This is a genomic window from Oceanirhabdus sp. W0125-5 (assembly GCF_027938815.1).
Taxonomy (GTDB): Bacteria; Bacillota; Clostridia; order Clostridiales; family Clostridiaceae; genus Oceanirhabdus.
Genome location: NZ_CP115913.1, coordinates 3,416,871 through 3,430,507 on the forward strand (window position 1 = coordinate 3,416,871; position 13,637 = coordinate 3,430,507).

Annotated in this window: 14 protein-coding genes and 1 riboswitch; of the genes, 4 read left to right on the plus strand and 10 right to left on the minus strand. The window is 30.0% G+C overall.

Annotated features, from left to right (window positions below; all coding sequences use genetic code 11):
* Positions 1–53: 53 nt before the first annotated feature.
* The 4 genes from OW730_RS15765 to OW730_RS15780 all read right to left on the minus strand — a co-directional run bounded on the left by OW730_RS15765 (position 54) and on the right by OW730_RS15780 (position 2,597).
* Complete coding sequence (locus OW730_RS15765; RefSeq protein WP_271225006.1) at positions 54–968, minus strand: pseudouridine-5'-phosphate glycosidase; 915 nt, start codon at positions 966–968, stop codon at positions 54–56.
* A gap of 4 nt (positions 969–972) precedes the next feature.
* Positions 973–2,073, minus strand: coding sequence for a carbohydrate kinase (locus OW730_RS15770; RefSeq protein WP_271225007.1), 1,101 nt, complete (start codon positions 2,071–2,073; stop codon positions 973–975).
* A gap of 169 nt (positions 2,074–2,242) precedes the next feature.
* Complete coding sequence (locus OW730_RS15775; protein WP_271225008.1) at positions 2,243–2,464, minus strand: DUF3006 domain-containing protein; 222 nt, start codon at positions 2,462–2,464, stop codon at positions 2,243–2,245.
* Positions 2,448–2,597 (minus strand): hypothetical protein, encoded by a 150-nt coding sequence (locus tag OW730_RS15780; protein WP_271225009.1) that lies wholly within the window; start codon positions 2,595–2,597, stop codon positions 2,448–2,450. Before OW730_RS15780 ends, OW730_RS15775 begins: the two co-directional genes overlap by 17 nt.
* 402 nt (positions 2,598–2,999) lie before the next feature.
* Here OW730_RS15780 and OW730_RS15785 point away from each other — a divergent pair, with 402 nt between their 5' ends.
* A complete protein-coding gene (locus OW730_RS15785; RefSeq protein WP_271225010.1) occupies positions 3,000–3,134 on the plus strand; it encodes a hypothetical protein in 135 nt (44 codons plus the stop codon).
* 278 nt (positions 3,135–3,412) lie between these two features.
* On the opposite strand, the gene OW730_RS15790 is transcribed toward OW730_RS15785, so the two are convergent.
* From OW730_RS15790 to OW730_RS15800, 3 genes are all read right to left on the minus strand, one after another.
* Positions 3,413–3,598 (minus strand): (2Fe-2S)-binding protein, encoded by a 186-nt coding sequence (locus OW730_RS15790; RefSeq protein WP_442945384.1) that lies wholly within the window; start codon positions 3,596–3,598, stop codon positions 3,413–3,415.
* Between the two features lie 134 nt (positions 3,599–3,732).
* Positions 3,733–5,109, minus strand: a complete 1,377-nt coding sequence (locus OW730_RS15795; RefSeq protein ID WP_271225012.1) for an 8-oxoguanine deaminase — start codon at positions 5,107–5,109, stop codon at positions 3,733–3,735.
* Between the two features lie 39 nt (positions 5,110–5,148).
* Positions 5,149–5,781: a hypothetical protein gene (locus tag OW730_RS15800; RefSeq protein WP_271225013.1), complete on the minus strand. Its 633-nt coding sequence runs from the start codon at positions 5,779–5,781 to the stop codon at positions 5,149–5,151.
* Positions 5,782–5,990: 209 nt separating this feature from the next.
* Positions 5,991–6,087, plus strand: a riboswitch (glycine riboswitch).
* A 79-nt stretch (positions 6,088–6,166) separates the two neighbouring features.
* Between OW730_RS15800 and OW730_RS15805 the strand changes: the two genes are divergently transcribed.
* On the plus strand, positions 6,167–7,174 hold the full coding sequence (locus tag OW730_RS15805) for a PTS sugar transporter subunit IIC (protein WP_271225014.1): 1,008 nt from the start codon (positions 6,167–6,169) through the stop codon (positions 7,172–7,174).
* Positions 7,175–7,341: 167 nt separating this feature from the next.
* Positions 7,342–8,160: a sugar-phosphatase gene (gene yidA, locus OW730_RS15810; protein WP_271225015.1), complete on the plus strand. Its 819-nt coding sequence runs from the start codon at positions 7,342–7,344 to the stop codon at positions 8,158–8,160.
* A gap of 66 nt (positions 8,161–8,226) precedes the next feature.
* On the opposite strand, the gene OW730_RS15815 is transcribed toward yidA, so the two are convergent.
* Positions 8,227–9,447 (minus strand): NupC/NupG family nucleoside CNT transporter, encoded by a 1,221-nt coding sequence (locus OW730_RS15815; RefSeq protein WP_271225016.1) that lies wholly within the window; start codon positions 9,445–9,447, stop codon positions 8,227–8,229.
* A gap of 912 nt (positions 9,448–10,359) precedes the next feature.
* On the opposite strand from OW730_RS15815, the gene ppsR reads away from it, so the two are divergent.
* Positions 10,360–11,157 (plus strand): pyruvate, phosphate dikinase/phosphoenolpyruvate synthase regulator, encoded by a 798-nt coding sequence (ppsR, locus tag OW730_RS15820; RefSeq protein WP_271225017.1) that lies wholly within the window; start codon positions 10,360–10,362, stop codon positions 11,155–11,157.
* Positions 11,158–11,193: 36 nt separating this feature from the next.
* Here the strand turns inward: ppsR and OW730_RS15825 are convergent, their stop codons facing one another.
* Together OW730_RS15825 and OW730_RS15830 are read right to left on the minus strand one after the other, a co-directional pair.
* Positions 11,194–12,327 (minus strand): leucine-rich repeat domain-containing protein, encoded by a 1,134-nt coding sequence (locus OW730_RS15825; protein ID WP_271225018.1) that lies wholly within the window; start codon positions 12,325–12,327, stop codon positions 11,194–11,196.
* Between the two features lie 193 nt (positions 12,328–12,520).
* A complete protein-coding gene (locus OW730_RS15830; RefSeq protein ID WP_271225019.1) occupies positions 12,521–13,633 on the minus strand; it encodes a hypothetical protein in 1,113 nt (370 codons plus the stop codon).
* Positions 13,634–13,637: the final 4 nt, after the last annotated feature.

The following is a 13,637-nucleotide window of genomic DNA, read 5'->3' on the forward strand; positions in this document are numbered from 1 at the left end:
TATTTCAAAATTTCAATAAAAAAGACTATTACACATGTAATAGTCTTTTCTTTCTATTTGCTTAATTCAACAGCTATTTGAGCTCCAAGTTTAGCGTTGTTTAAAACAAGTTTAATATTTGACTCTAAACTAGCACCCTTTGTAATATCTTTTACCTTTGATAATAAGAAAGGAGTACTCTCTTTTCCTCTGATTCCCTTCTCCTCAGCTTCTTTTAATGCTTCCTCTATTGCATTAGTTATTGTGTCATAATCCATAGCGTACTTTTCTGGAATTGGATTTGTTATAACTACTCCACCATTCATATTTAAGTTCCATTTAGCATCCAATGTTTCTGCAATTTCTTTAGGTGTATCCATTCTATGATCAACATTAAACCCACTTTTTCTTGTGTAGAATGCAGGTAATTCTTTAGTCTGATATCCTAGTACTGGAACTCCGTTAGTCTCAAGGTATTCAAGAGTTAAACCTAAGTCTAATATTGATTTCGCTCCTGCACAAACTACCGCTACATTTGTTCTAGCTAATTCTTGTAAGTCTGCAGAAATATCAAATGTCTCTTGTGCACCTCTATGAACTCCACCGATACCACCAGTAGCAAATACTTTAATTCCAGCCATTGCTGCAATTATCATTGTAGTAGCTACCGTTGTAGCACCATTTAATTTCTTAGCAACTATTACAGGTAAATCTCTTCTTGAAGTCTTAATTACATTTAAACCTTCTTTTCCTAAGTATTCAATCTCATCCTTAGTTAAACCAACCTTTAATTTTCCATTGATTATTGCAATTGTTGCTGGTATAGCACCGTTCTTTCTTATTTCATCTTCTACAAGAAGTGCAGTTTCAACATTTTGTGGGTATGGCATACCATGTGATATAATTGTAGACTCTAACGCTACAACAGGCATATTATTTTCTAAAGCTTTTTTTACATCCTCATTAATTGATAAGTATTTTTCTAACATAGCTCTATCTCCTTTTCATGAAATTTATATTTTCAAATCTTAATTTTAATATCTCTTCACATATTTTTTCATTTATGGTTTTCTCAGATTCTAATGCAAGAATCGAAGCGGTTATACCATATTTAACGCTTTCTTCAATGTTATAATCCTTCATATAAGCATAAGTAATACCAGCAATAAAAGCATCACCAGCTCCTGTGGCATTAATAACATTAACGTCGCTAGTACTTAAATGCCCACAGTCAACACCATTCGTATAATAAACTCCTTCTGATCCTAAGGATATAAATACATTCTTTACACCCTTTTCTATAAAGAAGTTTCCCGCTTTAATTAAAGATTTTTCATCTTCAATTTTGATACCACTTAGAATTTCTGCTTCTAATTTATTTGGCTTAATAGTATGAAATTTACCGATATGTTCTTTAACTTTGATTGCCTTAGTAGTTGATACACAATCTAAAATAAAATTACAATCATAATTTAATAAAAGATATTCAATAACATCTTTTCTCAAGTTAGTATCTATAACACAATACTTCGAATTAACAACATAATTTTCAAAAGCCTGAATCTCTTCAATCCCAATCTCATCAATTACATCCATATGAGCTATTGCAACATTCATATCACCTGTTTCATCCATAACTGATAAGTACGTAGATGTACTTTTATTATTATATTTAATAATACCTTCTGTATTGACATTCAGCAGCCTTGCCTGTTCAATAATTTTATTTCCGTACACATCATCACCAACAGCTGATATTAAACCTGTTTTAACTCCTAATCGAGCAATATTCTCGCAGATATTTCGTCCTACACCACCTAAAGAAGTAGTAACAACACCTGGATTTGAATCATGTTTTTTTAGTTTATTAATTGGTGCACCTTGAATATCTATATTAGAACCTCCAATTATTAGTACATAAGGCTCCTCGTTTACTATATACCCTTTCCCTAAAATGAATCCTTTTTTTGTTAGGTTAGTAATATGCACAGCAACTGAAGAACGTGTAATACCAAGCTTTTCAGCAAGTTCTTTTTGAGATATCATTGGTTTATTCTTTATCATTCTAAGAATTTCTCTTTCTCTATTTGTCATGAGCTCACCTCACTTTTAAACATATGCTTATTTAATAAGCAATTGATTATATTGGTATTATAACTCTGTTGCAAAAAAAAATCAAGGATTATTTAATCCTTGATTTTTTATTCTGTATTTAATTAATAACATATTCTTGTACCTATATTATAACTACAATTAAAATCCTTTATTCATCCCACAAATCTTCACATAGTTTGTCTATGTTTTTTTTATTTTCTTTAGTTCCATCATGATCAATATAAATTATATTATCACGAATATAGACTAAATCACCTTCGTTTATTTTCTCTTTTACTTCATATTGGGATAAATTTAGATTGATCAAAGAACAATCATCTTTTTCACATATTAAAATACCATTTTCAATTCTATCAACTATTAATCTCATAATTGAAAGCTGATGATATTTCAAGAACTTCTATAGTTTTTTTGCTTTCTGATTTACAACTACTAATTGAACAAGCCACTACCATAAGTATTATAAAAACGAAAAATAATCTGATTTTCTTATGACTTATCATCATTTCCTCCTCATTTAAATAAATAAAACATCATATTTTTTATAAATATAGTATATCATAAAAAAATAGAATAGTTCAAATTATAAATAACTATGAACTTTTTGACAATAGCCCTAAAAAAGGGTTGATTTTTAAATTTATTAGTACTATAATCAAAATAACAATAAAGCTTAGCAAATAATTATTATTATTTGCAGAAAGGATGATATGATGGATTGCGTAAAAATGAGTGATTTAGCATATAATGAATTTGTAAAATTCTTAGATGAAAGAAACGTTGAAAACAAAACTTTAAGAGTATTTCTAGCAGGTAATGGCTGAGCAGGCCCAATATACAACTTAGCTCAGGATGATGCTAAAGAAACTGATTATGTCACAAAAATTAATGAAGTAACTTTCATTATGGATAAAGAAGCTTGTGATGCTGTTGAAGGTGTTACAATTAAATCTGGTGAAGAAAACGGTAGAGGTGGATTCTCAGTTGAACCAAACCTACAACAAGGTGGCGGATGTTCTAGCTGCACTAGCTGCGGCTAATAAAAAAAGCACGAAGTTTCGTGCTTTTTTTAATGGAGAATTGAAAATGGAAAATGGAGAATGATGGATGTTTCTGCTTTAGGGCAGAAACTACATTATAACGTTCTTTAGGACAAGAGGTTTTTACTCATTTTATCTCAGATAAAATATTGTATTTAATCACAATGTTTCATTCAAACTGAAACGAGTTACCCCTTATTGACCAAGGAACAATTTAATTAAAATTTCTCGGAGAGAAATCTCCATCATTCTCCATTCTACATTCTCCATTCTCCATTTTATTTATCGTATTCCTTAAGTATTTCTAAAATCTTTGGAGTGCATCTGTTACCACCACACCCTCCAGTTCCTGCCCCAGTTGCTTTTTGAACCTTTTCTAAGGTATCTGCACCGTCTGCAATTGCAGATTTTATCTTAGCTTTTGAAATTGCTTTACATATACATACTTTTTTTAACTTATCCATTATTTCATCATTTATTTTTTCCATATATATCACCTCTATTAATAAATACTAATTAATAATTATTATCCACTAATAGTATATCATGTTTGTTTTGAATTTAAAAGACTTTTATGTTCTTCTTAAATAAATAGTTACTAATATTTAAGTTCATTATATCTAAATGCCACTATTTCATCAGCTTTTTTATTAGCTCTCTTAAATAACTCCTTTTCATCTACATTAACAAGTTTTCCATCTTTTACAACTATCTTTCCGTTAACGATATTATAGTCAACTAAGCTTGTATTTCCGCAAGAAACTAATCCATATGCAATGTCGTGACAACCGCTGTAGGATATATTCTCTACATCAATTAATATCATATCTGCAAGATAGTTTTCTTTAAGAACACCAATATGGTCTCTGCCTAGCACTTTCGCTCCACCATTTGTTGCTATTCTTAGAATATCATATGCGCTTAAACCTTCAGTTCCATATTTCAGATGGTTTAAAAGAAAAGCTCTTCTCACTTCTTCCCACATATTAGAACCATCATTAGATGCACTTCCATCAACCGCTATAGATATAGGTATATTATTTCTATATAATTCACTTGTTCTACATATACCGCTATTAAGCTTCATATTCGATGAAGGACAGTGAGCAATCCCTGCCCCTTTTAGAATCTTCAAATCATTATCAGACAAATGAATACCGTGTGCGAACCAAACGTCTTTCCCAATCCAACCTACTTCATCCATTAGTTCTGCTGGTCTGCAACCATAAATATCTTTACAATACTCTTCTTCATCTAAAGTTTCAGCAAGATGGGTATGTAAAAATACTTTATTATATTTTCTTGCTAATTCAGCTGTAGACATCATAATTTCTTTTGAAACAGAAAAAGGTGAGCAAGGTGCTAAAGCTATCCGTGTCATAGCATCATAAGATGAATCATGATAAGTATCAATAAGACGTTTTGAATCCTGTAAAATCGAATCCTCATCCTGTACTACACAATTAGGAGGCAACCCACCATCTTTCTTACCTCTTGACATTGAACCTCTAGTAGAATGGAAACGTATTCCTAACTCCTTTGCTGCTTTGATTTGATAATCAATCAAGTCTCTACTATTATTATTTGGAAAAAGATAATGATGATCTGAGGATAAAGTACATCCTGTTTTAAGGAGCTCTCCTAATGCAACTTTGGCTCCAAGATATACAATTTCCTCATCAAGATACTTCCAAAACTCATATAAATCTACGAGCCAAGGGAATAGTGGTTTTTCCTGAACAGTACGAATACATCTAAACATAGCTTGGTAAAAATGATGATGAGTATTAACAAATCCAGGTAGTACAGCAAACTTACCACAATCAATAATTTCTTCATCTCCTAGGATTTTAATATTTTTTCCTATCTTAGAGATAACATTATCAGTTATTAACAAATCAATTCCTGTAATAATTTTTTCTTTTTCTTCACATGGTATAAAATACTTAATATTTTTCAGTAAGATTTTTGACATATAATCCCCCCTTCAAATATTATACCATATATTTACATTTTAATTAACTTTTGTATTTTTATCTAAGATATCTTCATCAAACTTTATTTCATTATCATCAATAGTAATAAATTGCTTAAACTCTTTATTGTCTATTTCTCCCTCATTAAAATATCTAGAATCAGTAACTGTATTTGATATAAACCAATTAAAATCACTCCTAATAAGTTCATATTTTCTAAGTACAAATAATTCAATGTTTTTTTGTTCTTCACTAGTATAAATTATTGATTTTCTTAATGTATATACGTAAGAATTATAATCATTTATATAGTAAATTTTTGAAATTTTTATTGAATTATTTTTTATTTCGCCTAATTGCTCCTTCAAATTTTCATTATAATCCTTAACTGTTTTTTCATATAATTCATTAGACATTGATAACAAATCTGCTCCCGTGTAGTTAAATAAAGATTTCATAAGTATACTTTTTTGGAACTCATTGGTAGATATTTTTTTTACTTTATCATAGAATTCTGTGATAAAAATATCATTATCCGACAAATTTATTAAAAAATTTTCATATTTTTTAATGGTATTTTTTACTACCCTCTCTTCAATTATGACATCTTTGGAAACTATTACTGTTGCTGCGATAATCATGATTACCAAAATTGCAAAAAACTTCTTCATAGACCCTTCACCCCTATTTTTCAAAATATTCAAAATAAAATAACAATTGAAAATCTATTGATTTTACCCCACAAAGTTATTATAATGTATTTAAACAGAATATTGTAGTGGTTGATTAATATTGGAAAAGAAATTTTATTTCTACCGTAGGGGAAAGATATGTTTTGGCTAGACTCATATCGAAGCTTTCAGGTTTTATAACAATATTAAGACACAATCCTGGAAAGTCCATTAAATTGGCATCGAAGAAGAAACTTATATGAGACATATAGGGAAGCTTTCAGATAAACAGACAGGAGAAATTTAGCATTCTATTTTCTCATGTCCTTTTTTGTTATTATCTGTAGGCTTCTTTTTTGTGTCCAAAAAAAAGGAGGATACGTCAATGGCAATGATCAAAGGTATAGGATTACTTATACTTTTTTTAATCGCTTTCTCGCTTTTTAGCTTTAAAGCACCAAAGGGGATGAAAGCAATGGGAGGTATGGCTGAAGCAGCTGTAGCAGCCTTCCTTGTTGAAGCAGTACATAAGTATGTAAGTGGAGATTTATTAAATCTTACTTTCTTAGGAAAAGTAGGAGAAGCATCTGGAAGTATGGGAGGAGTTGCAGCAGCAATTCTAGTTCCATTAAGCATGGGAGTGAACCCTACTTATGCTGTAGTAGCTGGTGTTGCATGTGCTGGTTACGGAATACTTCCTGGTTTTATCGCAGGTTATGTTGTAGGTTTATTTGGTGAGAAATTAAAAGAAAAATTACCTTTAGGATTTGATGTAATTGTAGGGGCTCTTTTAATTGCACCAGTAGCTAGATTTATAGCATTTGGAGTTGATCCATTTGTAACAGGCGCTCTTCAGTATATTGGTGGTGCAGTAACAGTAGCTGCAACTCAGTCACCTATCCTAATGGGATTCATACTAGGTGGAGTTATCTGTGTAATTGGGACATCCCCTCTTAGCTCAATGGCATTAACAGCAATGTTAGGGCTTGATGGTTTAGCTATGGGTATCGCTGCAATAGCTTGTGTTGGAGCTGCATTTACTAATGGTATGACTGTTAAAAATTTGAAGCTTGGAGACAAATCTAATGTTATTGGGATAATGCTTGAACCACTTACTCAAGCAGATATAGTAACATCTAATGCATTACCTATTTATGGTGTTGGATTCTTTGGAGGAGCTGCTGCTGGAGTTGGCGCTGCTATTCTAGGAATTATAAACAATGCACCTGGTACTGCTTCAGTTATTCCAGGTTTATTAGCACCTTTCGGGTTTAACCCACCTATGAAAGTAATTGCTGCAATAGTTATAGCTGCAATTAGTGGTACTATCGTTGGAATTATAGGTACGTCTCTATTGAAAAAAGGAAAAAACAATACTGAACTTTCAAAATAATATATTAAAAGAATAAGGCTAAGCCTTATTCTTTTTTTTCACATTTTAACACTTTATTTTAAAAATTGCATCTGTTTAATGCTGAACACGTCAGGCAACATAACTCTTTTTGTGATATAATATGTTTTGGTTATTAAAACTCACGAAAGAGAAAAGGATGATGAAAATTGTACAAACTTATAGCTTTAGATATGGATGGTACTTTACTTAATGAAAATAAGGAGATTTCTATTCAAAATAAAGAGGCAATATTTGCGGCTCGTAAACTTGGAGTAAAAGTTGTACTAGCCTCTGGTAGACCACTAAAAGGTGTACTAAAGTATGTTAAAGAGTTACAACTGGATAATGGAGAAGAATACACAGCAGTTTTTAACGGTTCCCTAGTACAAAATAATGCAACAGGTGAAATTATCAGCAAAACCACTCTTACACTAGATGACTACAAAAGCTTATATGAAGTAAGTAAAGATCTAGGGGTTCATATTCATGCACTAACAGACCATGATGTTATCACGCCTATTAAAAACGAATACACTGATATTGAAGCTAATATCAATGGAATATCTCAAAGAGAAATTCCAATTGACCAAATCAAGCCTAGTACAACTATTGTTAAGGTAATGATGGTTGACGCACCAGAAAACATAGATAGAATCATTAAAGAATTACCATGTGAACTTCATGAAAAATATACAATTGTACGAAGTGCGCCAATTTTTCTAGAATTTTTACACAAATCGGTTAATAAGAGTACAGGAATAGAAAAGATTGCTGAGAAATTAAATATCAAAAGAGATGAAATAATCTGCGTAGGAGATGCAGGAAACGATTTGCATATGATAAACTATGCAGGATTAGGTGTAGCTATGGGTAATGCCTTTGATGAGGTTAAAGAGGCAGCAGATTTCATAACACTATCAAATGATGAAAATGGTGTTGCCCATGTTATTGAGAAGTTCATCTTAGATGTTGAAAAAACAGCTTAATTTTATTTAGTTTAATGAAAAAAAGATCAGAACATTAAGTTCTGATCTTTTTCATATCCTGATATTCTAGAAAAGAATACCAGCGATTGCTGCAGTCATGAATGCAGCTAAAGAACCACCAATCATTGACTTTAATCCAAGTTGAGCAATTTCTGATTTTCTACTTGGAGCTAGTCCACCAATTCCAGCAATCTGGATTGCGATAGAACTAAAGTTTGCAAAACCGCATAAAGCATATGTTAAGATAACAATTGTTTTTGGTTGTAACACTTGCTCAGCAATCATTGGTGCTAAGTTAGCGTAAGCAACAAACTCATTCATTACAATTTTTTGACCTAAAAGATCTCCAGCAGCAATTACGTCAGCTGCAGGTATTCCCATTATATAAGCTAATGGTGCAAATAATCTACCTAAAATCCAGCTTAAGTTAAGGTACTCCATTCCCATTAAACTTCCAACTCCGCCAATGATAGCATTAATTAGAGCAACAAGTGCTATGAATGCTAGAACCATCGCCCCAACATTAAGTGCTAATGTTAAACCTTCACTTGCTCCGTTAGCAGCAGCTTCAATAATATTTGAACTTGTTGATTCAAGATTCATTTCAACTTTACCTTTTGTAACTGGCTCTTTTGTTTCTGGAAGCATAATTTTTGCAATAACCAAACTAGCAGGTGCTGACATAATACTTGCAGCTAATAAGTGTCCAGGATCTACACCCATAGCAGCATAACCAGCCATAACTCCACCGGCAACTGTTGCCATACCACCTGTCATAACTGTTAATAACTCAGATCTAGTCATTGTTGCGATAAACGGTTTAATAACAAGTGGAGCCTCTGTTTGTCCCACAAATATGTTTGCTACAGCAGATAATGTTTCAGCTCCAGATGTTCCTAAAAGCTTAACCATACCTTTAGCTAATACGTTTACAACAACTTGCATAATACCAAGATGATATAAAATACTCATAAAAGCTGAGAAGAATATTATCGTTGGCAGAATCTGCAACGCCCAAACAAACCCAACACTTTCAACATTCATAAGTCCACCAAATAAGAAGCTTGAACCTTCTGCAGTAAACTCTAATAATTTAGTAATACCTGATGAACACCATTCAAAGAATTTTCTTCCTGGTTCAAATTCTAAAATAAGAAAAGCAAATGCAATTTGTAAACCTATTCCGATACCAACAAGTTTCCAGTTAATTTTCTTGCGGTTTTCAGAACATAATACAGCAATACCTATTAATACAAATAACCCAATAATACCAATAATTTTATCCATTTGTACTTCCCCTTTACTTTTTTAAATTTTTCATATGTTCGGAATATAACTTAAACCGGTTAAGCAACTTCTTTAATTTATCATATTCTAAAAAAAATTTCAATAATTTTTCTAATAATTCACTGAAATTAATCGATTGTTGTCGTATTATGCGCATTTAGTTTTAAAAATATTTTTTTGAAATGTTCGTATAAATTTAAATTTAACATATATTTAACATATATTTTAAAGATAATTACATCATCAATTCTTACTTAATCATTAATTATAATAGTACTAATTTGAATATTAAATCAGATATTATAAAAAATTTTCGTTATTTATTTTTTTGAATATTTTTCTGTTAATTTCATAATTTAAAAAGATAATTATACATAATAATTACATTTTAAGTTTAATTTGAAATAAATATTATATTAAATAAACTCTTAAAATTATAATTATTCCTTATATAACAAAAAAATAAAAAGCTTTCGCTTTTCATTTTGATAAACACACTATGTAATTAGATACTCGCATTTACTTTTTCTGTATAATTTTCATTATTAAATGCACTATACCTAATATTGGTTTATGTAAGAAATATAAAAATAACCCTAGCTTAAAGGTACTACAGCTAATTAACTTCTTTAAACAACATTTCCTTCATTTGAATAATTTTTCATATTATAGTACAATGAAAGTCCTTCTTGTTTAGCTTTTAAATAAAGCTAACGTTAATTTATATTACTTACTTGATGTGCATATGTAGTGGGAATACATATGCATTTTTTTTATTAAGTTAATTATACTACAAATTGATTAAAAATTCAAAATATTTTATTTTTTGTAAATTCTCTTCTGTTGCATAGTATAGCAAATTTATCACCATATTATTAGTATAAACAATTATTATCTTATGGAGATGATATCATGCTAAGTATATATGCCATATCAGATTCAATAGGCGAAACTGCGGAATTAGTTGCAAAAGGAATTGCATCTCAATTTTCCGAGGAGATCCATATTACTAGAGTTCCTTATTTAAAGACTTTAAAAAATGCACAAAAATTCATTGATACAATCAAAGAAGAAAAAAATTTAATTATCATCTCAACAATTATCCTCAGTGAAGTAAAGGAATTTTTAGTTGAGAAATGTGTTGAGTTAAATCTTTGCTACATAAGCGTTCTATCACCAGGCATTAATATTATAAGTCAAAAATTCAATATAAAACCCGCTTTTAAGCCGGGGAATATATGGAGCATGGATGATGAGTATTATAAAAGAATCTCTGCTATTGAGTTTGCAATTCAATATGACGATTCTAAAGATTATAATGGTTTAGACATTGCAGATATCGTACTTGTTGGACTCTCAAGAACATCAAAAACTCCCCTCTCCATGTATTTAGCTTATAAAGGTTTAAAAGTAATCAACATCCCATTAATACCTGAGATACCTCCTCCACAAAAACTATTTGAAATAGATAAAAGAAAAGTTATCGCATTAACAATAGACCCCCTTAAATTAATAGAAATTAGAAAACACAGATTAGAAAAACTAGGCTGGGGTATTAATACTTCAGGGTATACAGATGATCAGAGAATTTTAGAAGAATTTGATTATGCAGATGTTATATTTAAAAGAATTAATTGCAAGAAGATAGATGTTACTGATAGAGCAATAGAAGATACTGCTTTGATCATATTAGATACTATAAAAAAATAGATAAACTCTAGAAGTTTATCTATTTTAATTTTTCCTTTACAAATTACTATTAAGGTTTTGCTTATCCACCTTTATTACTTCTAGCTTTTTTAAATTCTGAATAGGAGTCATATCGCTTATTCTATTATTAGATAAATTTATCTTTTCTAATGAAGATAGATATTCTAACACCTTAATATTTTCAATAAAGTTATTACTAAAGTTAATTATTTCAAGCTTCTCTAAGCCTTTTAGGAATTTAATAGATGATATTAAATTATCTTGACCATATATTATTTTAAGTTCCTTACAATATCTTAATGGAGATAAATCTTTAATATTATTTTTATTTATTGATAAATACTCAAGGTTATCAAATTTATTCAAAAAATCTATACTGCTTAAATCCATGTTAGCTAATCCTAATCCTTTTATTTTTGTAGTATCTTGCGGTAAATACTTTAAAGTTTCTTTTGATAGTCCATTTAGATCAATTATTTCAATCTTAGACCAATTTAATTCTCCTAATGGATAATAAAAACTCAGTGGATTTTTTCCAACATATAGAGTCCTTAACTCTTTTAAACTCATTAATGGGGTTATGTCCTTAATTAGATTTCCTGTTAAAATCACCTCTTGTAATTCTTCCAAATCTTTTAAAACTCTTATTGATCTAATTCTATTGTAGGACAAATCGATTTTTATTAGTTTAGTAAGTTCCCCTATTACTGCAATATCCTCAATTTGGTTTGAACTCAAAACTAGTTCTTCGAGGTTTTCTAACTCCTTAATCGTTGATATATCCTTCAAGTCACTAAACCAAATTTCCAAAGAGGTTAAATTTTTTAGTTCTTTTAAGAAATCAAGGTTATCAATGTTTACTTTCCATAGATTTAAAGACCTAAGATTAGTAAATTTCCTAATATCGTTTAAAGATATAACATCAGCATCATAGTTATTTATAAATAATTTTTCTACTTTTAAAATATCACTTTCAGTTATAGATTTATCAAAAATATTTAATTGCTCTCTTACCAATCTTTCAATCTCAGGATCATTAAAGATAATCTCCGATGCTTCAACCACATGAACTTCATTTGTAGGATTATCATTAATTAATAAGACTCCTAGTATTATAACAAGAAAAACTAACCCAGATATAATCACCACTATCCATTTCTTTTTACTCACCTAACCACCTAAACCTTTCTATGTTATCATAATCAATTATTCAAGTTCACTTTAGCTTTTCTATTTACAAATATATGAAAAGTTATCTTAATATATGATTAATTAACCTTTATTAGGTTTAAGTTACGAGTATCGAATACAAAAAAAATTCTTTGATCCCTAAATGTAAATTAAGAGTCAAAGAATTTTTTAATTATTTATTGCTCATATAAAAGTATATCAATATAGCTATACCTGCAAGGACTAATATTGTGAATATAACTTTCCAAATACTTATTGGAGCCTCTCCTTGTACTTCTCCTGTTTGGCCATTAATCATAAACTTATAGTTCTTATTCTTAAATGTGTATGCTGAAATCCAAATAGGTAGTAATAAATGTTTAAATTTTATATCTTCATAATGAGTTGAGATTCTTAAATCTCTTATTGTATCACCATTAATTTTCCTTTGAATTGAATTTCTTAGATCTGCTTTTATTTCTGTTTGTGCTAAGCTCCACCCTTCATCAAGATTAATACTATATCTTTCTGAAATAAATCCTGATATATAATGAGGTTGATATTTCACAAGTTCATTAAGATTAAAGGGTTCAAGTCTTTTAAGTAACTTCTCTTTAACTTGATTAGATGCTGGAATAAGTATATCATCAAAATCTTTAGCAAAATCCCCAGCAACATATTCCCACCTTGTCCTACGTTCTCTTTTTGTAACTTGTTTTCTTTCACCATTAACCTCTTCCCATTTTGTTACATTTACATAATAATAAGTACCTTTCTGTGCACTATAAGAGGAATACGTTGATGAGTCATATGTCCAAAATGGAATATAAACTCCTGACAGTTTATCAAATTTATATTGATGCTTTAGTGCTTTAGGGGCATAATATCTTTTAGAAATCCATTTCTTAAATTCTTTTTGTGCGCTCTCTTTTGTAACTTTAAAAGGAATCAAAGATTCAGGAACAATAGTTCTCTCAGCATCTGATTTCAGTATATGAGAAGAACCACAAAATGCACAGAATTCAGAAGTATTTTTAGCTTCCACTAGAGTTTCGGCTCCGCAATTTTCACACTTGATTGTTCTCTGTTCATCTCCCCAATCAGTATTTGCATCATTCATTGCTGAATCAATATCATATTCTATAATCTCTTCATTTTCAAATTCAATTTGAACACTGGAAGAACAATAAGGACAAATTAATGACTGACTTTCAATATCAAAACTTAAATTTCCTCCGCAACTTGGACAATCATATTTATGAGTGTCTTTTTTTACTTTTGTATTTTCCTCATTAAATTTATTCATATTC